This is a genomic window from Kineococcus anabasis (assembly GCF_054590795.1).
This window is the reverse complement of record NZ_BAAIHU010000015.1, coordinates 26,097-51,272: the sequence shown is the minus strand read 5'-3', so window position 1 is coordinate 51,272 and position 25,176 is coordinate 26,097. Positions and strand designations below refer to the sequence as shown.

The following is a 25,176-nucleotide window of genomic DNA, read 5'->3' as shown; positions in this document are numbered from 1 at the left end:
GCTGCCGGCGGGCTCGTGCCCGGCCAGGGCCAGCGACAGCAGCGGGCGGGTTCCGGGGGCGATCGTCACAGGTCCTCCTGGTCGTGAACGGTGCGGGGCGGGCGCACCGGGTGGTCCGCGCCCGCCCCGGTCCCGGGTGGGCGGGCGGGCGCACCGAGAAGGTAGGCACGCCCCCGGGGAGGTCCGGCGTCCTCGTGGTGACGCCGTGGTGAACCCGACGTGAAGTGCCATCCGGGTGATATCTTCTGAGGTTTGCCTGCCCTTATCAATAATCTCACTCGGGGTGGTTTTGTGAACACCTGCCGTGCTCCGGGAGCCCGTTGCTAGGGTCGTGGCCCGCCCCCAGAGCCTTCAGGAGTCGCCGTGTCCGAACGCGACAGGCCCGCCGTCCCGAGGGCGACGATCAGCGATGTCGCCCTCGCCGCAGGCGTGTCCCGGGCCACCGTCTCGCGGGTCATGAACAGCCTGTCCACCGTCGACCCCGCGCTGGCCGAGCGGGTCCGGGAGGCCGCCCAGCGGCTCGACTACGTCCCCTCCTCCTCCGCCCGCAGCCTCGCCATCGGCCGGACGTACACGATCGGCCTCGTCGTCCCCGACCTCGGCAACCCCGCCTTCCAGGCGGTCCTGCGCGGCCTCAGCCGGGCGGCGGCCGCCGAGCAGTACCGGGTCCTCGTCGCCGAGACCGCCGAGGACGTCGCCGAGGAGGCCGTCCTGGCGGGGGAGGCCCGCCGCCGCTGCGACGGCCTCGTGCTGACCTCCCCGCGCATGCCGGCCGACGAGCTCGCCGAGCTGCTGCCCCGCCTCGCGCCCGTGGTGCTCGTCCACCGCGAGGTGCCCGGCTCCGGCGCGCCCGCGCTCGTGGTCGACTACGCCGAGGGCGCGCGCGGCCTGCTGCGGCACCTGCTCGACCTCGGTCACCGGCGCATCGCCTACCTCGCCGGCCCGCCCAGCTCCGCGGCCGACGCCGACCGGCTCGCCGGGCTGCGCTCCGTCGCCGGCGACGCCGAGATCGTGCAGATCGCCTGCGGTGCGGCGGTCGCCGACGGTGCGGCCGCGCGCGAGGAGGTCCTGGCCTCCGGTGCCACGGCCGTCGTCGCCTACAACGACCTCGTCGCCCTCGGCATCGTCGGCGCCCTGCAGGAGGCCGGGGTGCACGTGCCCGAGGAGCTGTCCGTGGTGGGTTTCGACGACATCCAGTTCGCCCGCCACACCACCCCCGCGCTGACGACCACCGCCGTCCCGCACGCCGCGCTCGGCCAGCAGGCGTGGGGGCGGCTGTCCGCGCTCATCTCCGGCCGCAGCCCCGGCGTGGACCTCGTCTTCCAGCCCCGGCTGCAGGTGCGCGCCAGCAGCGGGCCCGTCCCCGCCGCGCGGGTGGCGGGCAGGAGCCGGTGAGCGCCGCGCTGCCGGCCGGCAACCCCTTCGCCACCCCGGGCGACCTCCCCCACGGGCTGCCGCCCTTCGACCGCATCGGCACCGGGCACCTGCTGCCCGCCTTCGAGGCCGGGATGGCGCAGCAGCTCGCCGAGGTCGAGGCCGTGGCCACCGACCCGCGCACCCCCGACGTCGCCAACACCCTCGACGCCCTGCAGGCCTCCGGGCGGCTCCTGGCCCGGGTCGGCGCCGTGTTCTCCGCCCTCCTCGGCACCGACTCCACCCCCGAGCTGCAGGCCCTGCACGCGCAGCTCGCGCCGCGCCTGGCCGCCCACGCCGACACGGTCCGGCTGGACCCGCGCCTCGTCGCCCGCATCGCCGACCTGCACGCCCGCCGCGACGCGCTCGACCTCGACGCGGAGACGCGCTCCCTCCTGCGGCGCCTGCACCTCGACGCCGTCCGCGCCGGCGCCGGCCTGGACCCGGAGCGGCAGGAGCGGCTGAAGCAGCTCAACGCCGAGCTGTCGGAGCTCACCGCGGCCTTCTCCGACGCGCTGCTCGCCGAGGGCAACGCCGCGGCCGTCCACGTCGCCGACGCCGGCGAGCTCGACGGTCTGACGCCCGCGGAGGTCGCCGGGGCGCGGCAGGCCGCCCGCGAGCGCGGCCTGGACGGCTACCTGCTGCCGCTGGCGCTGCCCACCGCCCAGCCCGTCCTGGCGTCCCTGTGCGACCGGGAGCTGCGCGAGCGGGTCCACACCGCCTCCGTGACCCGTGGCGCGCGCGGCGGGGAGCACGACACCCGCGCCACGCTCCTGCGGATCGCGGCCCTGCGCGCGCAGCGGGCCGACCTGCTCGGCCACCCCGACCACGCCTCCTACGTCGTGGCGGACGAGACCGCGGGGACGGCCGCGGCGGCGCGGGAGGTGCTCCGGCGCCTCGCGCCGGCGGCCGTGGCCAACGCCCGCCGCGAGGCCGAGGAGCTGGCGGGCGTCCTCGCGGCCGAGGGCGTCGCCGGGCCGCTGCGGGCCTGGGACCGGGCGTGGTGCGCCGCGCGGGTGCGCACGGCGCGGCTCGCGCTGGACACCGACGCCCTGCGCCCCTGGTTCGAGGCGGACCGGGTCCTGCGCGACGGCGTCCTGGCCACCGCCACCCGCCTGTACGGGCTGACGTTCACCGAGCGCCCCGACCTGCCCGCGTACTCGCCGGGTGTGCGGGTGTTCGAGGTGCACGACGCCGACGGCTCCTCCCTCGGGCTGTACCTGCTGGACCTGTTCGCCCGCCCCGCCAAGCGCGGCGGGGCGTGGATGACGTCCTTCGTGCAGCAGTCGCACCTGCTGGGCACCAGACCCGTCGTCGTCACCGTGCTGAACGTCCCGCCGCCCGCCGGGGACGACCCGGCGCTGCTCACCCTGGACGAGGTGACCACCCTGTTCCACGAGTTCGGGCACGCCCTGCACGGGCTGCTGTCCGACGTGCGCTACCCGCGGTTCTCCGGGACGTCCGTGCCGCGCGACTTCGTGGAGTTCCCCTCGCAGGTCAACGAGATGTGGGCGTTCTCCCCGGAGGTCCTGCCCGGCTACGCCCGCCACCACCGCACCGGTGAGCCGCTGCCGGCGGGTGCGGTGGAGGCCCTGGCGCAGGCGCAGCGCTGCGGGCAGGGTTTCGCGACCACCGAGTACCTGGCCGCAGCGCTGCTCGACCAGGCGTGGCACGGGGTGCGCCCCGGCGAGCTCGACGGCGCCGCGCCGGAGCACGTGGCGGAGTTCGAGGCGCGGGCGCTGGAGGAGGCGGGCGTGGCGCTGGAGGACGTGCCGCCGCGCTACCGCAGCAGCTACTTCAACCACGTCTTCGGGGGCGGGTACGCCGCGGCGTACTACTCCTACCTGTGGAGCGAGGTGCTCGACGCCGACACCGTGGAGTGGTTCGCGGAGAACGGCGGGCTGCTGCGGGAGAACGGCGAGCGCTTCCGCCGCCTGGTGCTGGCGCGCGGTGGCGCCGCCGACCCCCTCGCCGCCTAGCGGGAGTTCCGCGGCCGCGACGCGCGGATCGAGCCGCTGCTGCGCCGGCGCGGGCTGACAGGGGCGTAGCCGCCCCGCGGCCACGCCCCCGTCGCCCCTGCTCCTCCTGCCGCCCGGGTCAGGGGCGCTCGTAGGCCCCCGCGTCGCACGGGGTTCCGACCGGGCGCGGCCGGCCGGCCACGTCCGTCGCGGGGCACGGCAGCAACGAGCTCGTGGAGCTCGTGGCCCAGCCCTGCGCGACGCTGCTCGCCAGCAGCGGGTGGTGCGGGACCGGCCAGTGCGTCAGCCAGGCGGACACGCCCGGGTCGAGCGGCGCGGCCGGCGTGCCGTGCTTCACGAAGGACGTGTCGCCCCAGGAGTGGTCGCGCAGGTCGCAGGTCGCGGACAGGACGCCGACCACGTTGCCGCGCTGGCTCTTGAAGGCGTTCGGCACGGCGCTGCGGCAGTCCGGGGCGTGCTTCGGGTCGCCCGGCTGCCACGGGTCGGTGTTGCGCGCGACGATCGAGTTGGCCACGAAGGCCTTGGCGGCGTTGTGGATGCCGCCGCCGCTGCGCTCCTCCAGGTCGACGTGCGGCAGGACCCCCGCCGCGTTGTGCGAGATCGTCGAGTAGTTCACGTGCAGCACACCGATCGCGGTGTCGTTGCTCGTGTTGTCGATGCCGCCGCCCGACTTCAGGGCCTCGTTGTCCGACACCGTGCTGTTCTCCACCGTCATGGTGCCGCCCTTGTTGGACAGCCCCCCACCGCGCACCGCCAGGTTGTCGACGATCGCGCTGGAGCGGATCGTGGCCTTCCCGCCGAGGTTGAAGACGCCCCCGCCGCGCTGGGTGGCACCGCCGCCGTCGAAGTCCCCGGGCTCGCCCGCGGTGTTCCCGCTGACCACGCTCTCCGTCAGGAGGAGGTCGCCGCCGTGCTGGAGGTAGATGCCACCGCCGTAGTTCGCCTGGCCGCCGAGCACCGAGCTGCGCGACATCTGCAGCAGCGCGGCGTCGACGAAGACCACCCCGCCGCGCTCCGTGAAGTCCACCACCCCGTTGGCGAGCTGCACGCCGCTGACGTCCACGAGGAGCTCGTCCTGCGGCGTCCCCGTGATCGACAGGACCCGCGAGCGCCGCTCGGCGTCGACCATCGGGGCGGCGTGGCCGTGCAGCCCCACGTCGTCGGTGATGCGCAGCTCGCCCCTGGTGAGGCGGTAGGTGCCCACCCGCCCGTCCACGGCGATCGTCTGCCGGCCCGGGAGCGCGTTGCTCTCCTCGATCGCGGCGCGCAGCGAGCAGCCGGACCCGATCCCCGGCACCACGACCCCGCCGGCGCCGGGCAGCACCAGCGCCGCGCCCTTCCCCGCGCTCGCCCTCCCCGCCGCGGCCTTCCCCGCCGCGGTCGGTTTCAGGACGCCCGGGCGGGCGCAGGTCCCGTCGCCCGGGACCGCGTCCGCCCGGTCCGAGGGGTCGTCCACGACGAGGTCCGCCTGGCGCAGGTGGACGGTCCGCTCCAGCAGCGGCCCCTGCACGCCCTTGCCGCCGTCCTGCGACCACGGCCGGGCGCCGACCTTCACCGCGCCGGGCGTGCGCAGCGGCGCGAACGGCGTGAACGCCCCCGCGGCGTCGCCGGCCAGGGCGTACGGGACGACGTCCTCCGTGCGGACCGGCGCGGAGGCGACCTGGAACACCACGCTGCCCGTCTCCGCGTCGGCCTCCGCCTCGATGCTCAGCCCGCCCGGCAGGAAGGGCAGCTCGAGGACCTGGTGGTCCCGGTCCAGGGCGGTGAGGCGCTTGCCGGTCGCGGCCTCCACGAGCCACAGCCGCGTCACCTCCGGTCCCGGCGCGGCCTGCGCCGCGGGCGCCACCCCCACCGCGCCGCCCGCGACGACCGGCACCGCCAGGGCGCCGGCGAGCACGAGCCGGGCGGCCCGCCCCCGCGCCGCCCCCCCGCCGCGCTCACCACGGCGCCACCCCCTGCGCCCACCGCTGCGCGGCTGCACGTCTGCACGACCCACTCCGACCTCCTGCTCACCGGTGCGGCCCCCCGGCCGCGCGGCCCACCGGGCCGCCCCGGCAGTGCAGCAGCAGGGCCTTCGGGGATCCTTCGGGCCGGCCCGCCCAGCACGTACGCTCACGGCGGGGACCGCCGCACCGCACCAGGGGAGCCGATGGACGTCACGCTGCTGGAGCGGGAGGAGGAGCTCCGCGCCCTGCGCGCCGCCCTCGCGCAAGGCACGACGGGCGAGGGGCGGGCGCTGCTGCTGGAGGGACCCGCCGGCATCGGCAAGTCCACGCTGCTGGCCGCGGCCCGGCGGACGGCGCGCGAGGACGGCTACCTCGTCCTCACCGGCCGCGGCGCGCTGCTGGAGCGGGACTACGCCTTCGGGCTGGCCCGCCAGCTGCTGGAGCCGGCCCTGGACCGCCTCGGGGACCGCGAGCAGCTCGGCGGCGCCGCGGCGCGCGGTGCCGCCGTCCTCGACCTGCCGCCGGACGGCGGCCAGCGGCCCATCGGGGACTTCGCCGCGCTGCACGGCGTGCACTCCCTCCTCGCCGAGCTGTGCCGGCGCCGGCCCGTCGCGCTCCTCGTCGACGACGTCCAGTGGGGTGACGTGGCGTCGCTGCGGTTCCTCGGCTACCTCGTGCCGCGCCTGGCGGAGGCCCGCCTCGTCCTCGTCATGGCGGTGCGCTCGGGGGAGCCCAGCGCGCACGACGGCCTGCTGCACGCGGTGACCTCCGACCCCGCGGTCCTGCCGGTGCTGCCGCGCGCCCTCTCCCGGGAGGCGGCCGGGGAGCTGCTGGGGCGGGCGCTGGCCGCCGACTGCGCCCCGGAGTTCACCGGCGCCTGCCACCGGGCCACGGGCGGCAACCCCCTGCTGCTGCAGGAGGTCGCGCGGGCGATGTCCGCGGCCGGCCTGGCCCCCGACGCCGGCAACGCGGAGGAGGCCCTGCGGCTGGGGCCCGTCGCGGTGGCCCGCCGCGTGGAGCTGCGCCTGGGCCAGCTGCCAGGCGAGGTGGTGGACGTGGCCCGGGCCGTGGCGGTGCTCGGCGACGCGGAGGTGGGCGCCGTGGCCCGCCTCGCGGGGCTGGACCACGTCGGGACCCTCAGCGCCGCCGACCGCCTGCGCCGCCTCGACGTCGTCTCCGTCGCCGCCGACCCCATCGTCGCCCGCTCGCGGATCTCCTTCGTGCACCCCCTGGTCCGCTCCGCGGTCTACGACACGATGGGCCTGCAGGACGTCGCCCGCCGGCACGGTGAGGCGGCCCGCGCCCTGCAGGACCTCGGCCGTGCACCGGAGGAGGTCGCCTCGCACCTGCTCCAGGCCCCGCCCGCCGGGGACGCGGGCAGCGTCGCGGTGCTGCGCGAGGCCGCCCGCACCGCCTTCCGGCGCGGCTCGCCCGACAGCGCCCGGACCTACCTGGAGCGCTGCCTCCTCGAACCCCCGCCCGACGAGCGGGACCACCTCGACATCCTCGTCGAGGCGGCGGGCGTCGCGCTGACCGTCGACGTCGTCGCCGCGGTGGCCCGCTTCCGCGAGGCGGCCGGGCGCACCGCCGAGCCGCACCGGCGTGCGGCCGTGGAGGCGGCCCTCGGTCTCGCCCAGCTCTACGCCGGCGACGCCACGGCCGCCGTCGCCACGCTGCGCGCCGCCGCGCGGCGCCTGCCCGACACCGACGACGACCTCAGCCGGCGGATCGAGTCCTACGTCCTGTGCGTCGTCTGCTGCGAGCCCGGGCACACCGACGAGCTGGAGCGCCTGCCCGCCCTGCGCGCGCTGCCCCCGGCGGACACCACCGGCGCTCGGCTCCTCGACGCGGTGATCGCCTGCTGCTCGGCCAACGCGGGGGACCCCTCCGACGTCGGGCGCGCGCTGGCGGCCCTCGACGGCGGCCTGGTGGAGGAGTGCAACGGCGAGGCCCCGACCAACGGCGGCCTCCTGGCGCTGCTGGCCGCCGACCGCCCCGAGGTGATGGACTTCTTCGCCCGCGAGATCGAGCAGGCACAGGCCCGGGGCGCCTACTACGCGCTGCTGTCCGCGCACACCTACCGGGCGATGGCCCGCTGGTACCGCGGTGAGCTGCCCGGGGCGGAGGCCGACGCCCGGGAGGGCGTGCGGGCCGTGCTGGCGACCGGCATCGAGCTGGGCCGGCCGCAGGCCACGGCCTTCCTCGCCGCCGCGCTGATGGAGCAGGGCCGGCTCGCGGAGGCGGAGGAGGCCCTCCTGCAGGGCGGCGTCGGCGAACCGCCCGAGGACCACGGGCTCCTGTACTGGTACCTGGACGTCAAGGCGCAGCTGCGCCGGCTGCAGGGACGCCCCGCCGAGGCGCACGCGCTCGCCCTCGCCGCGGGCCGGCGCTTCCGGGCCCACGGCGGGGACAACCCCGCGCTCGTCCCCTGGCGCAGCGAGGCCGCGCTGTGCCTGCTCGCGCTCGGGGAGCGCGCCGCCGCCGCCGCCCTCGCCGCCGAGGAGGTGCCCCTCAGCGAGAGGTGGGGCGCCCCGCGCGCCCTGGGGCGCTCGCTGCGCGTGGCCGCGCTCTGCGCCGACGGGGCGCGCCGGCTGGAGCTGCTGGAGCGCGCCGCGGCCGTGCTGCGGCCCTCCACCGCCCGCCTGGAACTGGCGAAGGTGCTCGCCGAGCTCGGGCGCGCCCACCTCGCGCAGGAGGCGCCGCTGCGGGCGCGGGAGGTCCTCCAGGAGGCCGCGGAGCTCGCGATGCGCTGCGGTGCCAGGGATCTCGTCACGGTCGTCGAGGCGGGGCTGCGCGCGGCCGGTGCCCGGCCCCGGCGGCTGGGGGCCTCCGGGACGGCTCGGCTGACGAGCAGCGAGCTGCGCGTCGGCAGGCTCGCGGCCGGCGGGATGACGAACCGCGAGATCGCCTCGGAGCTGTTCGTGACCAGCGGGACCGTCGAGGTCCACCTGACCAGCGTCTACCGCAAGCTCGGCATCTCCAGCCGCACCGCCCTGCCCCGCGACCCCGCCGCCTGGGCGGAGGACGCGCCGGCCCGCTCGTAGCGGCACCCCCCGGGCCGGTCGCCGTCAGGCCAGGCGCTCGGCGACGAGCCCGGCGACGCGGACGGAGGCCTCGCCGGGATCGCCGCCGGTGCCGCCGAGGTGGACGGACCACCAGCTGCCGCCCTGGTGGACGTACACGGTGTCGTCGTCGTCGAGGAACGCCTCGTCGCCGATCCCCGGCACGGGCGAGCCCGCGTCCCGGTACGCCGCGAAGACCGCCTCGTGGGACCAGGAGAAGCGCAGGCCCGCCGAGCCGGTGGCCTCCCGGTACCGGCACGTGCCGGGCGGCGTGGGGATGACCACGGTGCCCGCTCCTCGTGCCGCCTTCGCGCGGGTCCGGCGCGGGCGCGGCCCCGACCCGGCGCGGGCGTGGCGCGGGGGTGGCGCGAGGGGTCCGGGAGGACCCCCCGAAGCCCGCGGCCCGGGAAAACCTCTGGGGGCCTGCGGGGTGGTTCTCGGGGGTCCTGGGGGTGGGAACCGCCCGGCGCCGCCAGCACGCTCGTGGCACAGCCCACCGCCGCTCCGGCACCGGGCCGGCACGGCGCGCCGGGCGCGCAGAACAGGAGGACGTCGTGGGCGTCGCACGTGGGGACCAGGTCCTCCTCGCCGGCCGCGCGGGCCGCGGCACGGGCACCCCACCCTCCCCGCCCGTGGAGATCCGCACCCTCGGCGGGTTCGCCGTCCTGCGCGAGGGCTGGGCGCTGCCCGCCGCCGCGTGGCAGTCCCGGCAGGCCCGCGACCTCGTCAAGCTGCTCGTGCTGCGGCGCGGCCGGCCGGTCCCGCGCGAGGTGCTCGTGGCCGCGCTGTGGCCGGAGGAGTCCTCCCCGCGCCTCGCCGGGCGGCTCTCGGTGCTGCTCTCGACCGCGCGCGCCGTCCTCGACCCCGGCAAGGAGCACCCGCCCGAGCACCACCTGCGCGCGGACAGGTCTGCCGTCCGGCTCGACCTCACGTCCCTGCGGGTGGACCTGGAGCGGTTCTGGGGCGACTCGGGCGCGGGCCTGCGCCTCCTCGGCGAGCCGGGGCAGCGCGCGCGGGCCCTGGCGCTGCTCGGGCGCGCCGCCGGCACCTACCGCGGGGACCTGCTGGAGGACGACCCGTACGCGGAGTGGGCTGTGCACGAGCGCGAGGCCGCCGCCCTGCAGCACGGGCGGGTGCTGCGGGCGCTGGCCCGCTGCGCCGACGAGGACGGGGACACCGACGCCGCCGTGGGGCACCGCCTGCGGATGCTCGAGCGCGACCCGTTCGACGAGGACGCCCACCTCGGGATCGTCTCGGCCCTCGCCGGCGCGCAGCGGCACGGCGAGGCCCGGCGCCGCTTCGTCCTCTACCGGACGCGGATGGCCGAGCTCGACGTCGAGCCCGCCCCCTTCCCGGAGCTCCGCGCGCGCTGAACCGCCCGCCTCGACCGACCGACCCAGCCCGACCACGACACCGGAGGATTCCCGTGAACCGTTGCAGGACAGCAGTCTCCGCCGCCCTCGTCGCCGCCGCCGCGGCCGCCGTCCTCGCGGGCGGTGCCCGCGAGCCCGTGCACCCCGGGCCCGTGCACCCCGAGCCGGTGCGGCTCCAGGCCGTGCAGGCCCTCGTCGCCGGGCGGTGAGGGCCGCCCGCTCCGGCCGGGTGCCGGTCACAGGGGCCAGCCCGCGCGGGCGTCCAGCAGCCACGGCACCACGAGGGTCACGGTCGGCAGCAGCAGCACCGCGGCGGCCAGCGCGTACGTGCCCGCCCGCAGCGCCCGGGAGGGGCCCGGGGCGCCGGGGGAGAGGCGTTGCAGCCGTCGCAGGCGCTCCCGCTCCGTGTCGCGGCCGCCGTCGCCGTCGCCGGAGGTGCCCCCGGGCGCGGTGAGCGCGGAGCCCATGGTGGCCAGCGCCGCCCGCAGGGCCTCGTCGCCGTGGCGGCGGCGGGCGGCGTCGTCGGCGGTCATCTCCAGCAGCAGGTGCACGGCGTCCCCGGCGGTGCGGCTGCGCAGTGGGGTGGGCACCGCGCGGTGGACCGCGGCGAAGGACTCCAGCACGAGGTCGTGGCGGGCCCGCAGGTGCGCGCGCTCGTGGGTGAGCACGGCGCGCAGCTGCTGCGCGGTGAGGGTGCGCAGCGCCCCGTCGCTGACGACGACGCGGGGGGAGCGGCCGGGCAGGCAGTAGGCGAAGGGCACCGGCCCGTCGAGGACCCGCAGCGTGCCCGGCGCCACCTCCGCGTCGAGCCCGCGGTCCAGGCCGCCGCGGCCCTCGGCCTGCTCCCCGGTGCGGTCGAGGAGGTCCACGAGGAGGCGGTGCCGGTCGCGCCGGCGGCGGGAGCCGCGCATGACGGAGACCAGTGCCGCCAGCAGCCGGGCGACGATGAGGGCGGCCACCGCGAGCGCCCCGAGCAGGACCCACTGCGCCCCGACGGGCCCGGCCCCGCGGGCGCGCACGTACTCCTCGGGGGCGGCGAGCACCACGCCGATGGCGGCGAGCACGGAGGCGAGGGTCACGGCCTGCCAGAGCACCACCGCGGCGCGGGGCTCGCGGTCGGCCCAGCGGGCGCGGGCCAGCGCGGGCGGGACGAACCGGGACAGGGCGAGCCCGAGGGCGCCGAGGAGGAGCGCGGTCATCGCGGACGGTCCCCGGCGGTCCGGGCGGTGCTCAGGCGGGCCCGGCGCCGGCGCGCTCGAGGGCCGCGCGCAGGGCGGCCGCGCCCTCGGGGCCGACGCGGCCGACGAAGTGCACGAGGGCGGCGTCCCGGGCGGCGCCGTCGGGTGCGGCGCCGAGGGCCTCCAGCATGAGCGCGGCGGTCATCTCCTCGCGGGTCTGCGCCGGGGCGTAGCGGTAGGCGCGGTCGGCGCGCTCCTGGCGGACGACGCCCTTCTTGGCGAGGCGGTCCAGCACGGTCATGACGGTGGTGTAGGCGAGGCCGCGCTCGGGGGCCAGGCGCTCGTGGACCTGGCGGACGGTGAGCGGCCCGGGGGCGTCCCACAGCCTCGCCATCACGTCGCGCTCGAGCTCGCCCAGGTTCGCCACCGGCCCACTGTAACCCAGCTCACCGGGATCCAACGCACCTCGTCGTACTACGAGGCGTAGTATCTACGACAAGAGGTAGTGGACGACCCCCGGAGGGGACACCGTGACACCCGACGTGCTGGACCTGACCCGCCTGCAGTTCGCGGTCGTGACGATCTACCACTACCTGTTCGTGCCGCTCTCCATCAGCCTGGCCGCGGCCGCCGCCGGGCTGCACACCGCCTGGTACCGCAGCGGCGACGAGCGCCACCACCGGCTCACCCTGCTCGTCGGGAAGCTGCTGCTCGTCACCTTCGCCGTCGGCGTCGTCACCGGCCTCGTGCAGGAGTTCCAGTTCGGCATGGCCTGGAGCTCCTTCGCCCGCTTCTACGGCGACGTGTTCGGCCCCACCCTCGCCATCGAGGGGATGCTCGCCTTCTTCCTCGAGGCCACGTTCCTCGGCCTGTGGTTCTTCGGCTGGGGCCGCCTGCCGCGCCTGCTGCACCTGGCGACCATCTGGGTCGTCGCCGTGGGCACCCTGATCTCCGCCTACGTCATCCTCGCGGCCAACTCCTTCATGCAGAACCCCGTCGCCTACGCCCTCGACCCCGCCACCGGCCGCGCCCGCCTCACCAGCTTCCGCGAACTGATGCTCAACGAGGTCGCCCTCGCCGCCTTCCCCCACACCGTCGCCGGCGCCGCTATGGTCGGCGGTGCGCTGCTGCTCGCCCTCGGCGCCTGGCGCACCTGGCTGCGGCCCTCCACCACCGACGGCGGCGCCTTCGCCCTCCTGGCGCGCACCGGCGCCTGGGCCACCCTCGTGGCCGGTGCCGCCACCGCCGCCAGCGGCGACGTCCTCGGCAAGGTCATGACGCGCGTGCAGCCCATGAAGATGGCCGCCGCCGAGGCCCTGTACACCACCACCGCCGGCGCCCCGTTCTCCGTGTTCGCCGTCCACCGCCCCGGCGGCGGCGAGCCGCTCGTCAGCCTGGAGATCCCCTACCTGCTCTCCGTGCTGGCCGCCGGGGACCCCACCGCCACCGTGCAGGGCATCGACGACCTCCAGGCGCAGTACGCGCAGCAGTTCGGGCCCGGGAACTACGTGCCCGTCGTGCCGCTCGCCTACTGGGCGTTCCGCGGGATGATCGGCGCGGGGATGACCGCCGCCGCGCTCGCCGCCGCCTACCTGTGGTTCACCCGCCGCGGCCGCGTCCCCGCCGCCGGCCGCACCTGGTCGCTGCTGCTGCGGTTCCTGCCGCTGCTGCCGCTGCTGCCCACCGCCGCCAACACCTTCGGCTGGGTGTTCACCGAGACCGCCCGCCAGCCGTGGCTCGCGTTCGGGCTCACCCGCACCGCCGAGGGGATCTCCCCCGGGCTCACCGCCCCCGAGGTCCTCGTCTCCCTCGCCGGTTTCACCGTGGTCTACGGCGTCATCGCGATCGTGTGGCTCCGGCTCGTCCTGCACCTCGGCCGTCAGGACCCGCCCGCCCCGGCAACCGTTGCGGCGCAGCGGGTCCCCGAGCACGACGCCCTGCCCGCCGACGCCCCCGCCTACTGACCGGAGGATCCCGTGGACCTCGTGACCGCCTGGTTCGCACTCGTCGTCCTGTGCTGGGTGCTGTTCTGCGTGCTGGAGGGTTTCGACCTCGGCGTCGGTGCGCTCGCGCCCGTGCTCGGCCGCGACGACCACGAGCGCGGCGCCGCCGTGCGCACCGTCGGCCCGTTCTGGGACGGCAACGAGGTCTGGCTCGTCGCCGCGGTCGGCGTCATGTTCGCCGCCTTCCCCGCCTGGTACGCCGCGGCCCTGTCCGGGCTCTACCTGCCCCTCGTCCTGTTCCTGCTGCTGCTGGCCGCGCGCGGGGTCGCCCTGGAGTTCCGGGCCAAGGGCGACGGGGAGCGCTGGCGCCGCCGCTGCGACGCGGTGCTGGCGCTCAGCTCGGCGGGGGTCGTCGCGGTCCTCGGGGCCGTGCTCGCCGTCCTGGCCACCGGCCTGCCGCTGGGCCCCGGCGGCGAGGTCGTCGCCGGGGCCGGTACCGGGCAGGGCCTGGCGCGCAGCACCGCGCCCCTGCTCGCCCCCGCCGCGGGCGCCGGTGCCGCCGTGGCCCTGCTCGCCGCGGCGCTGCTGGGCACCACGTTCCTCGGGCTGCGCACCACCGGGCCGGTCCGGGCCCGCGCCCGCGCCCTCGCCGCCGTCCTCGCCCTCGCCGCCGCGTTCGGCGCCGCGACCGCGGCGGTGGCGCTGGCCGGCACCGGCCGGGCCGTCGCGGCGGGTGCGGCCGTCCTGCTCCTGCTGCTCGCGGCGCTCGTGCGGGCCCGGCGCGAGGCCGCGGCGTTCACGCTGACCTCCGCCCTGGTGGCCGCCGCGGTCGTGGCGGTCCTCACCGCGGGCGGCGAGGTGCTGCTGCCCAGCACCCTGGACCCGGCGTTCTCCCTCACCCGCACCTCCGCCGCCGCCACCGACTCCGCGCTGCGCCTCATCAGCGCCTTCGGCGTCGTCGTCCTGCCCGGGGTCCTCGTCTACCAGGCGCTGTCGTACCGGGTGTTCCGGCAGCGGGTGCGCAGCGAGCGCACCGCCTGATGGACGCCCCCACGACCCCCGCCCCCACGGCCCCCACCCCCACGACCCCCGCCGCCCGCCCCCGCGGGCCCGTCGACCCGCGCCTGCTGCGGCACGCGCGCACCGCCCGCGCGGGGGCCGCGGCGCTGGCGGCCACCGGCGTGGCGCAGGCCGCGCTCACCGTCGTCGCCGCCTGGGCGCTGGCCCGCACCGTGACGGCCCTCGCGGACCCGGCCGGACCGGCTCCCGACCCCGCGGCCCTCGCGGTGCTCGCCGCCGCCCTCGGCCTGCGGGCCGTCCTCACATGGGCGGAGCAGGCCCTCGCCCAGCGCACCGCGGCCCGCGTCGCCGACGAGCTGCGCCGCTCCGTGCTGGCCGCCGCCCTGCGCCGGGGCCCGGCCTGGGTGGCCGCCACCGGCACGGGCCGCCTCACCGCGACCCTGACCGGCGGGCTGGCGGTCCTGCGGCCCTGGTTCGGCGGCTACCTGCCCACCCTGGCCGTCGCCGCGGTCCTGCCGCCCCTCGTGCTCCTCGTGCTCGCCCGCACCGACCCGGCCTCCGCGCTCGCCGTCGCCCTCACCCTGCCGTTCGTGCCCCTCTTCGCCGTCCTCGTCGGCTGGGCCACCCGGGAGCGGTCGCAGCAGCGCTGGGAGGCCGGCGCCCGGCTCGCCGGCCACTTCCTCGACGTGGTGCGCGGCCTGCCGACGCTGCGCCTCTTCGGCCGCGCCGAGCGGCAGGTCGGCGCCGTCGCCACCACCACCGCCCGGCACCGCGACGCCACCGTGCGGGTGCTGCGCCTGGCGTTCCTCAGCTCCACGGCGCTCGACCTCGTCGCGACCCTGTCCGTGGGCATCGTCGCCGTGCAGGCCGGCCTGCGGGTGGCCGCCGGCACCCTGGAGCTGGGACCGGCGCTCTTCGCGATCCTGCTGGCCCCCGAGGCGTACCGGCCGCTGCGGGAGGTGGGTGCCCGCTTCCACGCCGCCGCGGACGCCACCGCCGTCGTCGGGGACGTCGACGCCGCCCTGCGCCAGGAGCCCGCCGCGCCGGGCGCCCGGTGGGAGCGGGTGGCGGGCGAGGCCCCGTCCGCCGTGGCCACCGGGCTGCGGGTGCGGCACCCGGGCGCGGCCGCGGACGCGCTGGACCTGCCGGGGCTGCGGGTGCGCCCCGGGGAGCTGGTGGCGCTGCGCGGCCCGTCCGGTGCGGGCAAGACCACCGCGCTGCGCGCCCTGGCCGGCGTCCAGCCGCTCGGCGCGGGCACCGTCCGGATCGGCGGGCAGCGGCCCCTGCACCTGCCGCAGCACCCCGCGCTGCCGCACGCCCGCACCGTCGCCGGCGCCCTGCTGCTGGACGGCGAGGAGACCGCCGGGGAGCCCGAGCTGCTCGCCGCGCTCGCCCGCGTCGGGCTGGACACCGAGGTCGGCGCCCTGCCCGCGGGCCTGGCGACGCCGCTGGGGGAGCGCGGCGCCGGCCTGTCCGCGGGGCAGCGGCAGCGGCTCGCGCTGGCCCGGCTCCTGCGCGCCGCCTCGCGCGGCCCCGTCCTGCTCCTGCTCGACGAGCCCACCGCCTCCCTGGACGCCGCGGCCGAGGAGCGGGTCGTCGCCGAGCTGCGGGCGGCGGCCCGGCGCGGCTGCGCGGTGCTCGTCGTGGCGCACCGCCCGGCGCTGCTCGCCGCGGCGGACCGGTGCGTGGACCTGGCAGCCCCCGGCGGGCCGGTCGTGCCGCCCACCGACGTGCCCACCGCCGGGACCGCCGACGTGCCCGCCGACGTGCCCGCCGACGTGCCCGCCGACGTGCCCGCCGACGTGCCCGTGCCCGCGGGGCCGGCCGCCCGGGTCGTGCGCCGGTTCGCGGGGACCGTCCCAGCCGCCGCCGCGCTGGGGGCGGCGTCCTGGCTGGCGGGGCTGGCGCTCACGGCCGCCGCCGCGTGGCTGCTGGCCCGGGCCGCCGCGCTGCCCCCCGTGCTGACGCTGTCCGCGGCCGTCGTCACCGTCCGCGGCACCGCCGTGGCCCGCCCGCTGCTGCGGTACGCGGAGCGGCTCACCGCGCACACCGCGGCCTTCGCCCGGCTCGCCACCTGGCGGGCGCGGGTCTACGCCGACCTCGTCCCCCGGGTGCCCTCCGCCCGCAGCCGCCGGCGCGGGGAGCTGCTCACGAGCGTCGTGGACGACGTGGACGCCCGCGTCGACGGGCTCCTGCGGGGCGTGGTGCCCGCGGCGGCCGCGGCCGTGCCGCTGCTCGTGGCCCTCGCCGCCGGGGCCCTGCTGCTGCCCGCCGCGCTGCCCGCCGCCTGCGCCGGGGCGCTGCTGGCCGCCGCCTGCGCCCCCGCCCTCGCCGCCCGGCAGGCCCGCCGCGAGGACGCCCTGTGCGCCGCGGCCCGCGCCCGCACCGCCGCGGCCGTGCTGGAGACCGTGGAGGGCGTGGAGGACCTCGCCCGCGCGGGGCGCCGCGCGCTCGACGTGCCCGACGCCGCCAGCCGCGACCTCGCCCGCTGCGAGGCGCGCGCCGCCCGCACCGCCGGCCTCGCGGCGGCCACGGCGGTCCTCGGCCACGCCCTGTGGGTGCTCGGCACGGCCGCCGCCGCACCCGCGGCCGTCGGCGCGGGCCTGCCCCGCGAGAGCGCCGCGGCCCTGCTGCTCGCCCTCGCCGTCCTCGCCGAGCCGCTGGCGGCGCTGCCGGAGGCCGCGGTCGCCCGCCGCCGCGCCGCCGGGGCCCGCGCCCGCCTCGCCGCCCTCGCCGTCGGTGCACCGCCGGCGGCCGAGCCGGAGCGGCCCCGGCCCCTGCCCGCCGGCGCCGACCTGCGCGTGCGCGGCCTCGTGGCGGGCTGGGACCCGGAGCGCCCCGCCGCCCTCGACGGGCTGGACCTCGACCTGCCCGCCGGGAGCCGGGTGGCCGTGCTGGGGCCCTCGGGCTCGGGCAAGTCCACCCTGGCCGGTGTCCTCGTGCGGCTGCTGGACCCCCGCGCGGGGTCGGTCGAGCTGGGCGGGGTGGACCTGCGGGCGCTGCGCGGGGACGACGTGCGCCGGCGCGTCACCCTCGTCGGCGACGACACCGGCCACGTGTTCGCCTCCACCGTGCGGGAGAACCTGCGCCTGGCCCGGCCGGGGGCCGGCGACGCGGAGCTGCGCGCGGTGCTGCGCCGGGTGCGGCTCGGGGACTGGCTCGACCGGCTGCCGCACGGGCTGGGCACCTGGCTGGGGGAGGGCGGCGGCACCGTCTCCGGCGGGGAGCGGCGCCGGCTGCTGCTGGCGCGGGCGCTGCTGGCCGACCCGGCGGTGCTCGTGCTGGACGAGCCGACCGAGGGGCTCGACGGGCCCACGGCGCGCGCCCTCGTGGCGGACCTGCTCGACGCCGCCGCCGGGCGCAGCGTGCTGCTGCTGACCCACCGCACCGAGGGCCTCGGCCTCGTCGACGCGGTGCTCAGGGTGCAGGACGGGCGGCTCGTGCCCGCCGCGCCGGGAGCTCCGGTCCCGGTGTGAGCCCGCGCCGGTCCACGCGCAGCACCGCCGCGCCCAGCAGCAGCACGACCAGCAGCATCACGACGTTGTGCCCGTACTTCGGCAGGGCCGCCACGTCCCCGATCAGCGGGTAGTACAGGAAGGCCAGCAGCGCGCGCACCAGCAGCACCGGCAGGGCGACCAGCGCCGCCTCCCGGGGTCCCCAGCGCCCCGCCCGCCGTGCCGCCCGGTGCAGCGCGAGGCCCCCGAGGGCGAGGCAGGCGGCGGCGAGCGCGACCCCCGGCCACGTCGCGGGGGCGAAGGCGTGGGCCAGGGCGAGGGCTCCGCTCGCCGCGGCCACCCGCCACGCTCGCGGCCCGGCCGCGCCGGCCCCGGCGATCGCGGCCCGGCGGGGCAGCGCGAGCGCGGCGGCCACGAGGACGACGGCCACGGCGACCGCGCCGGCCACCTGCCCGCCCGAGACGCCGGGCGCCGCGCCGCCGAGGGAGTCGGACAGGATCAGCGCCGACGCCGCCAGCCACCCGGCCGCGCAGAGCAGCACCCCGCGCCGCCCGAGCCAGCGCTCCCGCGCCCGGGCCGGGGCCAGCGCCTCCGCCACGGCGACCGGCGCGGCGATGCTGAAGACCACGTGCCCGCCCACGAAGTTCAGGACGTCGGCGGCGCTCAGCCCCAGCGGGACCAGCAGCGTGGTGTGCCTGCTCTCCTCCCACCCCTCGATGCCCTGGTAGCCGGTGCTGAACAGCGACTGGTCCACCACCCCGGCCTGCAGGACGCCGAACGCCGCCGCCAGCAGCAGCACAGCCGGCCAGCCGCGACCGGTGCCGCGGGCGACCTCCCGGATGAGCAGCGCCGGGGCGCCGTAGAGGGGGACGAACACGAGAAGGCCGCCGAGCAGCCGCAGCGCGTCGCCGGTCGTCTCGGCGTAGGCGGCCAGGTACTCCGCGGCGACCGGCGCCAGCACCGCGAGCACCGCCACCTGCGGCCACACCCCCCGGCTCCGTCGGGGACGTACGGCAGGCGACACGCCGGCGTGTCGTGGCAGGACGTCCCCACCGGAGCCGCCGGAGCCGCCGGAGCCGCCGGAGCCGGGGGCGGGGCGCTCCAGCAGCCGCAACGCGCAGACCGCCAGCGCGACCGCCGAGCCCGCCAGCACCACGCCGCGCCCCGCCGCACCCACCCCCCCGTCGTCCCCGAGGCCGTCCAGGGCGTTGAGCAGGGCGAGCGCCGCGACGGGCGCCGCCGGCGCGACCGTCCAGCGCCGCCGCACCAGCGCGGTGAGCACCGCCGCCGCGGGCAGCAGCACCGCACCGGGCGGGAAGCGGCCGGGGTCGGCGGAGCCGGTGAGCAGCAGCGCCCACACCCCCGCCGCCGCAAAGGCCAGCGCCGCGGGCAGGACGGCGGCGGGCACCCGCACGCGGCGGGCGGGCACCTCACCGGGCGGCACCGGACACCTCCTGCCCGCGCAGGCGCAGGACGCGCGCGACCAGCTCCTTCACGGTGGCCACGTCGGCGTCGTGGTCGCGGTCCGGCTCGGGGTAGCCGCGGCCGTAGAAGGACTCCACGAGGGTCAGCACCCAGCGGGCCGCCTCCTCCGGCGGCATCCCCGGGTCCGCGAGCCCGTCGTCCGCGAGCCGCGCGACGAGCTCGCCGATGCCGCGCACCATCCGCCGGTCGCCCTCGGCGACCAGCTCCGCGGTGCGCGGATCCCGGTGCGCCTGGGCGATGACCTCCACGAGCAGCCCCGCCACGACCGGGTGCCGGGTCTCGGTCGCCATCCGGTCGACCACGCCGCGCAGGGCGTGCCAGGCGTCGGGGTCGGCAGCGGCCGCGGCGAACGCCTCGTCCCACTCGCTGCGGTCCAGCTCGAAGATGCCGTAGAACACCTCCTGCTTGGAGGCGAAGTAGTGGAACAGGGCGCCGCTGCTGATGCCGGCGGCGCGGCAGATGTCAGCCGTCGAGGTGCCCGCCAGCCCCTTCTCGGCGATCAGGCCCACCGCCGTCTCGACGATGTGCGTCCGCCGCTGCCGGTGCCTGTCGGGGTCGAGCGTCCGCATCGGGGTTCCGGTCCTCCGGGCTGGTGGGTGGGCTGGTGGGTGGGCTGGTGGGTGGGCTGGTGGGTGGGCTGGTGGGTGCTGCGGTCGTCCCCGGGGGCGGGGCGGTGCGGCGGCGGCGGACCTCGCGCACCGCGACGGCCAGGGCCACCAGCAGCGGCCCCCAGAACTTCGCGGTGGCCAGCACCGCGAGCAGCCACGCCGGGGCGTGCAGGTCGGGCAGGTCGGGCAGGTCCGGCCACGGGATCGAGGGCAGGTCCGGCCACGGGATGTCCGGCAGGTCCGGCCAGGGGATGCGGGGCAGCTCCGGCCACGGGATCGAGGGCAGGTCCACCTGCGGCACCCGCTCGCGCACCCACTCCACGACCGGGCGCAGCACCGAGCGCAGCAGCACCGTCACCCCGAGCACGCCGAGCAGCACCTTGGCCGCGGCGGCCGCGACGTGCCGGGAGGCGTACAGGCGCGGGTGGCGCCGCCCGAACGCCAGGACCCGCGCGGCCCGCGAGCCGGCGGGCGGCTCGAACGGGTGGCGCCGCACACCGGCCAGGTGCGCCGCGGGCTCCGGCAGCTCCGCCAGCGCCCGCGCGTCGCCGGTGCCGGCGGGCAGACCGGCCGCGGGGGGCAGGAGCAGCTCGGCCCGGCGGACGTGCCCGCCGAGGCCGAAGCGGACCAGGACCACGGGCGCGGGTCGCGCCCCGGGTGCGGGCAGGGACGTCACCGCCTTGTCCGAGCCGGAGGCCGTCGCCACGGGCTCGCCGTCGCGCAGGACCTCGACCTCGGTGCGCCAGGTGCCGCGCCGGGTGCGCAGCTCGAGCAGCGCGCCGTCGTGGTGCAGGTGGTGGAGCCCGGGAGCAGTCCGCGGGGAGGCCATAGGCCAGTGTTAAACCGAGCAGTCGGTCTGTCAATGGGCCGGACCGTGCGCCCGTCAGGGGGACCCCGCTGCCCCGGTTCGGGGGAAACCCCGCCGCAGGCGCACCCGCGTGCCGATACTCCGAACCTCCGGAGCAGCACCAGAGGCCTCCGGGACACCTCGACGAGGAGGACGCGATGCTGCGGACCGGGACGATGGCGTACCTCGTGGGCAGGGTCATCACCGCCACGGAGGACGGGCGACCCGTCCTGAGCGTCCACGACGGCCGGCCCGTCTGCCTCGTCGACCAGGGCGAGACGTTCCTCGAGCTGCACCCCGGCAGCGCCGAGGACCTGCTGGGCATCGCCCACGGCGTCCGCGTCGCGGAGTTCCGCCGGCAGCTCGGCGACGCCGACGCCGACGCCCTGCTCGGCTACCTCCTCGACACCGGCCTCGTCGTCCTCGACCCCGCCCAGCACCCCGGGGCCCTCGACCGGCTGCGCCTCGCCGTCGAGCTCACCGACCTCGGCCCCACCGACGGCACCGAGAAGCTGCGCACCGTGCGCACCGGCAGTGGGCAGACCGTCGTCCTGACCTGGACGACCGTGGAGGTCGTCCGCCGCAACACCACCGCCGGGCTCGGCGCGGCCATCAGGTCCCTGGCCGCCGAGACCGGCACCGACGAGCAGACCGTGCGCGCCTTCCTGCACGCGGACCTGCACGTCCTCATCGCCCGCGGCGGCGGGCGGCTCTACCGGGTGGCCGCCGCGGCCTGACCCGCACGGCCTGCTGACCCGCCCGGCTGGGGGCACTTCAGCGTTCGGCCTCCGCTGCCGAAGCACTTCCCAGCACGCGCCGGGGCGACCCCGGCGGTCGAGCCGAGCACCGAGCCGGAGACGGCGGAGGAGTCCCAGTGGGGAAGCGTCGCAGGACCGTCACGCAGAGTCCCACCGTGGGCAACCTCCGCGACGTGATGCCGCGGCAGCGTGAGACCGTGGCCAGCGCCTCCCCGGTCAGCCCTTCGGCCCTCAGCGGGCCCCTCGTCATCGCTCACCGCGGCTACTCCGCGGTGGCCCCGGAGAACACCCTCGCCGCGTTCGAGGCCGCCCTGCGCTGCGGCGCGGACATGGTCGAGACGGACCTGCACCCCGCCGCGGACGGCACCGTCGTCCTCTTCCACGACGGCGAGGTGGACGCCACCACCGACGGCTCCGGCCGCCTCGCCGACCTCGACGCCGCCGGCATCGCCCGCCTCGACGCCGGTTCCTGGTTCTCCCCGGCCTACCGCGGACAGCGCATCCCGCTGCTGGCGGACCTGCTGGACCTGCTCACCGAGCACCCCGGCGCCCAGCTCCTGCTGGAGCTGAAGGAGGTGTGGACCGCCGAGCAGGTCGCCGCCGCCCTCGACGTCATCCGCACCGCCGGCGCGATGGACCAGGTCGTCCTGCAGAGCTTCGAGGTCGAGACCCTGGAGCACGTGCGCGACCTCGCCCCCGAGACGCGCCGCGCGATGCTGCTCGACGCTCCCGACCTCGACGCCCTCGCCCAGGGCCGCGCCCTGCGCCGCGACCTCGGCGTCATCGCGTGCAACCCGTCCGTCGCCTCGCTCGTCACCCGCCCCGAGGCGGTCGCCGAGCTGCACGAGGCGGGGCTGGAGGTGTGGCCGTGGACGGTGGACGAGCCGGTGCTGTGGCGCGCGCTCGTCGACACCGGCGTGGACGGGGTCATCACCAACCGCCCCGACGGCCTGCGCGGCTGGCTGCAGGCCCGGCAGGACGTCCTGCCGGACCAGGCGGACCTGCTGCTCACCGCCCTCAACCAGGGCGCCCGCGCCCGCGCCACCGCCGAGACCCAGGTGTCCCGCACCGCCTCGGCGGCCTGAGACCGCGCACGCGCCGCCGCCCCTCCCCGGAGAGGGGCGGGGCGGCGGCGTTCCGCCGGGCCCCCTGCGCGAGCCGTCCCGGGAGGCCCCCCGCCGGGGGACGGGTTCCCCCTCGCGGGGGAGGCGGTGCGGGCCCTCCCCGGGCGAGGGTGGCCGGGTGGGCACGGGCGTGGGGAGGAACGCATGAGCGGCGACGGGTGGGCCTACCGGAACCCCTACGAGCACCTCGCGGGGACGGGGGCGCTGATGTCCCGGCGGGTGCGGTCCGCCGGCTTCACCGAGCGCACGTTCGACGCCGGCGGCACCCGCACGAACTACGTCGTCGGTCCCGGGAACGGACCACCGCTCGTCCTGCTGCCCGCGCAGATGGGGACCTGGGAGACCTACGAGCCCGTGCTGGCCCTGCTGTCGCGGTCCTTCCAGGTGTTCGCGCCGGACCTGCGGGGGCACGGGCGCTCGACGTGGACCCCCGGGGACTACTCGTGGTCGAGCTTCGGCGCGGACACGGCCGCGTTCCTGGAGCAGGTGGTGGGACGCCCCGCGATCGTCTCCGGCAACTCCTCCGGAGGGCTGGTCGCCCTGTGGTGCGCCGCCAACGTCCCCGGCCGGGTGCGGGCGCTCGTGCTGGAGGACGCGCCCGTCTTCTCCGCCGAGATGCCCCGTTTCCGCGACCGGGACCGCTACGTGTACCGGGGCCTCGAGCACGCCGTCGCAGCGCTCGGCGACCTGGAGCACCGCGACCTCACCGACCACCTGCGCGGACAGGAGCTGCCCGTCTCCGAGACCCGCAGCCGGCGGGTCCCCGGGTGGTTCCTCGACCTCGTCTCCCGGCGCCTGCAGGCCTCACCGGACGGGCTGCTGCACGAGCGGTGGCTGCCGTCGACCGTGCGGCGGCTGTTCGCGTCGCTGGCCATGTTCGACCCCGACGTCGCCCGCGCCTTCGTCGACGGCCGCGTCCAGGAGGGCCTGGACCACGCCGGGGCCCTGCGCCGGGTGCGCTGCCCGGTGCTGCTCGTGCACGCGGACTGGCACCGCTACGCCGCGCACGGCCTGGTCGGCGCCATGGACGACGACGACGCCGGGCACCTCCGCCGGCTCGTCCCGCATACCCGGTACCGGCGGGTCCGCGCCAACCACGTCGTCCACCGCTACCGGCCCCGCTGGTTCGTGCGCGAGGTGACCCGGTTCGCCCGGGACCTGCCGGCCCCGGGCTGAACCCCCGCCCCGGCCTCAGCCCTGGTCGGGGTCGGTCTCCGGCAGCACGCCGTCCGCGTCGGGCACCCCGTGCAGCAGGTCGTCAGCGTCCACGATGCGGTACGCGTAGCCCTGCTCGGCGAGGAAGCGCTGCCGGTGCGCCGCGAAGTCCTGGTCCTTGGTGTCGCGCGAGACCACCGTGTAGAAGCGCGCCGCGCCCCCGTCGCCCTTGGGCCGCAGCACCCGGCCCAGGCGCTGGGCCTCCTCCTGCCGGGAGCCGAACGAGCCCGACACCTGGATGGCCACCTTCGCCTCGGGCAGGTCGATGGAGAAGTTCGCGACCTTGCTGACGACCAGCGTGGTGATCTCACCCTGCCGGAACGCCTCGAACAGCCGCTGCCGCTCCCGCACCGTCGTCTCGCCCTTGATGACCGGGGCGTCCAGGCGCTCGGCGAGGTCGTCGAGCTGGTCGATGTACTGGCCGATCACCAGCGTCGGCTCCCCGCGGTGCTGGGCCACGAGGCGCTCCACGACCCGCGACTTCTCCGGAGACGTCGCGCACAGCCGGTAGCGGTCCTCCTCCTCGGCCGTGGCGTACAGCAGCCGCTCGGAATCCGGCAGCGTCACCCGCACCTCGACGCAGTCGGCCGGCGCGATGTAGCCCTGCGACTCGATGTCCTTCCACGGCGCGTCGTAGCGCTTGGGGCCGATGAGGGAGAACACGTCGCCCTCGCGGCCGTCCTCGCGCACCAGCGTCGCCGTCAGCCCGAGGCGGCGGCGCGCCTGCAGGTCCGCGGTCATCCGGAAGATCGGCGCGGGCAGCAGGTGGACCTCGTCGTACAGGATGAGGCCCCAGTCGCGGGCGTCGAACAGCTCCAGGTGCGGGTAGACGCCCTTCCGCTTCGTCGTCACCACCTGGTACGTGGCGATCGTGACGGGCCGGATCTCCTTGCGCTGCCCGGAGTACTCGCCGATCTCCTCCTCGGTGAGCGAGGTCCGCTTCAGCAGCTCGTCGCGCCACTGCCGCGCCGAGACGGTGTTCGTCACCAGGATCAGCGTGGTGGCCTTGGCCCGCGCCATCGCGCCCGCACCCACGAGGGTCTTGCCCGCCCCGCACGGCAGCACCACGACACCGGAGCCGCCGTGCCAGAAGCCCTCCACCGCCTGCTGCTGGTAGGGCCGCAGGGACCAGCCGGCCTCGTCGAGGTCGATCGGGTGCGCCTCGCCGTCGACGTAGCCGGCGAGGTCCTCCGCGGGCCAGCCCAGCTTCAGCAGCGCCTGCTTGAGGTTGCCCCGCTCGCTGGGGTGCACGGCGACGGTGTCCGGGGCGATGCGCGCGCCCAGCATCGGGGCGACCTTCCGCGAGCGCAGCACCTCCTCCAGCACGGGGGCGTCGAGGGCGTGCAGGACCAGGCCGTGCGCGGGGTCGTTGACGAGCTGGAGCCTGCCGTAGCGGGCCATCGTCTCGGCGACGTCCACGAGCAGGGAGTGCGGCACGGGGTAGCGGGAGAACTCCAGCAGGGTGTCGACGACCTGCTCGGCGTCGTGCCCGGCGGCGCGGGCGTTCCACAGGCCCAGCGGCGTGAGCCGGTAGGTGTGGACGTGCTCGGGGGCGCGCTCCAGCTCCGCGAAGGGGGCGATCGCGGCCCGGCACGCGCCGGCGCTCTCGTGGTCGACCTCCAGCAGCAACGTCTTGTCGCTCTGGACGATGAGGGGTCCGTCGTTCACGCGGCTCCAGCCTGCCCGTCGGTGCTCTGCCCGGCGGCACCAGACCGCCGGGAGGGACAACAGCGCGGGCCGCCGGGGACTTCCGCCGCCTGCCCCGCCGTG

General features: G+C 77.8%; 18 protein-coding genes and 1 pseudogene. 11 read left to right on the top strand and 8 right to left on the bottom strand.

Annotated elements, in window-relative coordinates:
- Positions 1-363: 363 nt before the first annotated feature.
- Together ACYQBY_RS21455 and ACYQBY_RS21450 are read left to right on the top strand one after the other, a co-directional pair.
- A complete protein-coding gene (locus tag ACYQBY_RS21455; RefSeq protein WP_459645938.1) occupies positions 364-1,395 on the top strand; it encodes a LacI family DNA-binding transcriptional regulator in 1,032 nt (343 codons plus the stop codon).
- A gap of 8 nt (positions 1,396-1,403) precedes the next feature.
- Positions 1,404-3,461, top strand: a pseudogene (locus ACYQBY_RS21450) (M3 family metallopeptidase).
- Between the two features lie 49 nt (positions 3,462-3,510).
- Here ACYQBY_RS21450 and ACYQBY_RS21445 read toward each other — a convergent pair.
- Complete coding sequence (locus tag ACYQBY_RS21445; RefSeq protein WP_459645937.1) at positions 3,511-5,388, bottom strand: choice-of-anchor Q domain-containing protein; 1,878 nt, start codon at positions 5,386-5,388, stop codon at positions 3,511-3,513.
- A 153-nt stretch (positions 5,389-5,541) separates the two neighbouring features.
- Between ACYQBY_RS21445 and ACYQBY_RS21440 the strand changes: the two genes are divergently transcribed.
- The gene (locus tag ACYQBY_RS21440; RefSeq protein ID WP_459645936.1) at positions 5,542-8,382 is read left to right on the top strand and encodes a helix-turn-helix transcriptional regulator; all 2,841 of its coding nucleotides are present in this window, start codon (positions 5,542-5,544) and stop codon (positions 8,380-8,382) included.
- A 24-nt stretch (positions 8,383-8,406) separates the two neighbouring features.
- Here ACYQBY_RS21440 and ACYQBY_RS21435 read toward each other — a convergent pair whose 3' ends face one another.
- Entirely contained in the window at positions 8,407-8,685 is a 279-nt protein-coding gene (locus tag ACYQBY_RS21435; protein WP_459645935.1) for a hypothetical protein, read from the bottom strand.
- Positions 8,686-8,954: 269 nt separating this feature from the next.
- Here ACYQBY_RS21435 and ACYQBY_RS21430 point away from each other — a divergent pair, with 269 nt between their 5' ends.
- Both ACYQBY_RS21430 and ACYQBY_RS21425 read left to right on the top strand, forming a co-directional pair.
- On the top strand, positions 8,955-9,773 hold the full coding sequence (locus tag ACYQBY_RS21430) for an AfsR/SARP family transcriptional regulator (protein WP_459645934.1): 819 nt from the start codon (positions 8,955-8,957) through the stop codon (positions 9,771-9,773).
- 53 nt (positions 9,774-9,826) lie between these two features.
- Positions 9,827-9,982, top strand: coding sequence for a hypothetical protein (locus tag ACYQBY_RS21425; RefSeq protein ID WP_459645933.1), 156 nt, complete (start codon positions 9,827-9,829; stop codon positions 9,980-9,982).
- A 27-nt stretch (positions 9,983-10,009) separates the two neighbouring features.
- On the opposite strand, the gene ACYQBY_RS21420 is transcribed toward ACYQBY_RS21425, so the two are convergent.
- Both ACYQBY_RS21420 and ACYQBY_RS21415 read right to left on the bottom strand, forming a co-directional pair.
- On the bottom strand, positions 10,010-10,972 hold the full coding sequence (locus tag ACYQBY_RS21420) for a M56 family metallopeptidase (RefSeq protein WP_459645932.1): 963 nt from the start codon (positions 10,970-10,972) through the stop codon (positions 10,010-10,012).
- A gap of 31 nt (positions 10,973-11,003) precedes the next feature.
- Positions 11,004-11,378 carry a BlaI/MecI/CopY family transcriptional regulator gene (locus ACYQBY_RS21415; RefSeq protein WP_459645931.1) on the bottom strand — a complete coding sequence of 125 codons (375 nt, stop codon included), beginning with the start codon at positions 11,376-11,378 and terminating at the stop codon, positions 11,004-11,006.
- A 103-nt stretch (positions 11,379-11,481) separates the two neighbouring features.
- Between ACYQBY_RS21415 and ACYQBY_RS21410 the strand changes: the two genes are divergently transcribed.
- Genes ACYQBY_RS21410 through cydD form a run of 3 tightly spaced genes read left to right on the top strand, consistent with a single transcriptional unit; the run spans position 11,482 to position 17,390 of the window.
- The gene (locus ACYQBY_RS21410) at positions 11,482-12,915 is read left to right on the top strand and encodes a cytochrome ubiquinol oxidase subunit I (RefSeq protein WP_459645930.1); all 1,434 of its coding nucleotides are present in this window, start codon (positions 11,482-11,484) and stop codon (positions 12,913-12,915) included.
- A 12-nt stretch (positions 12,916-12,927) separates the two neighbouring features.
- The gene (gene cydB, locus ACYQBY_RS21405; protein WP_459645929.1) at positions 12,928-13,935 is read left to right on the top strand and encodes a cytochrome d ubiquinol oxidase subunit II; all 1,008 of its coding nucleotides are present in this window, start codon (positions 12,928-12,930) and stop codon (positions 13,933-13,935) included.
- Complete coding sequence (cydD, locus tag ACYQBY_RS21400; protein ID WP_459645928.1) at positions 13,935-17,390, top strand: thiol reductant ABC exporter subunit CydD; 3,456 nt, start codon at positions 13,935-13,937, stop codon at positions 17,388-17,390. Before cydB ends, cydD begins: the two co-directional genes overlap by 1 nt.
- On the opposite strand, the gene ACYQBY_RS21395 is transcribed toward cydD, so the two are convergent.
- Genes ACYQBY_RS21395 through ACYQBY_RS21385 form a run of 3 tightly spaced genes read right to left on the bottom strand, consistent with a single transcriptional unit; the run spans position 17,332 to position 20,291 of the window.
- Positions 17,332-18,813, bottom strand: coding sequence for a hypothetical protein (locus tag ACYQBY_RS21395; protein ID WP_459645927.1), 1,482 nt, complete (start codon positions 18,811-18,813; stop codon positions 17,332-17,334). The two genes, cydD and ACYQBY_RS21395, sit on opposite strands and share 59 nt — an antisense overlap.
- Positions 18,800-19,363 (bottom strand): TetR/AcrR family transcriptional regulator, encoded by a 564-nt coding sequence (locus ACYQBY_RS21390; RefSeq protein WP_459645926.1) that lies wholly within the window; start codon positions 19,361-19,363, stop codon positions 18,800-18,802. Before ACYQBY_RS21390 ends, ACYQBY_RS21395 begins: the two co-directional genes overlap by 14 nt.
- Positions 19,317-20,291: a hypothetical protein gene (locus ACYQBY_RS21385; RefSeq protein WP_459645925.1), complete on the bottom strand. Its 975-nt coding sequence runs from the start codon at positions 20,289-20,291 to the stop codon at positions 19,317-19,319. Before ACYQBY_RS21385 ends, ACYQBY_RS21390 begins: the two co-directional genes overlap by 47 nt.
- Before the next feature lie 176 nt (positions 20,292-20,467).
- Between ACYQBY_RS21385 and ACYQBY_RS21380 the strand changes: the two genes are divergently transcribed.
- The 3 genes from ACYQBY_RS21380 (at position 20,468) to ACYQBY_RS21370 (ending at position 23,367) form a co-directional block, all read left to right on the top strand.
- A complete protein-coding gene (locus ACYQBY_RS21380; protein ID WP_459645924.1) occupies positions 20,468-21,046 on the top strand; it encodes a hypothetical protein in 579 nt (192 codons plus the stop codon).
- A gap of 176 nt (positions 21,047-21,222) precedes the next feature.
- Complete coding sequence (locus ACYQBY_RS21375; protein ID WP_459645923.1) at positions 21,223-22,152, top strand: glycerophosphodiester phosphodiesterase; 930 nt, start codon at positions 21,223-21,225, stop codon at positions 22,150-22,152.
- A gap of 183 nt (positions 22,153-22,335) precedes the next feature.
- Entirely contained in the window at positions 22,336-23,367 is a 1,032-nt protein-coding gene (locus ACYQBY_RS21370) for an alpha/beta fold hydrolase (protein WP_459645922.1), read from the top strand.
- Between the two features lie 15 nt (positions 23,368-23,382).
- Here the strand turns inward: ACYQBY_RS21370 and ACYQBY_RS21365 are convergent, their stop codons facing one another.
- The gene (locus tag ACYQBY_RS21365) at positions 23,383-25,074 is read right to left on the bottom strand and encodes a DNA repair helicase XPB (RefSeq protein WP_459645921.1); all 1,692 of its coding nucleotides are present in this window, start codon (positions 25,072-25,074) and stop codon (positions 23,383-23,385) included.
- Positions 25,075-25,176 lie beyond the last annotated feature (102 nt).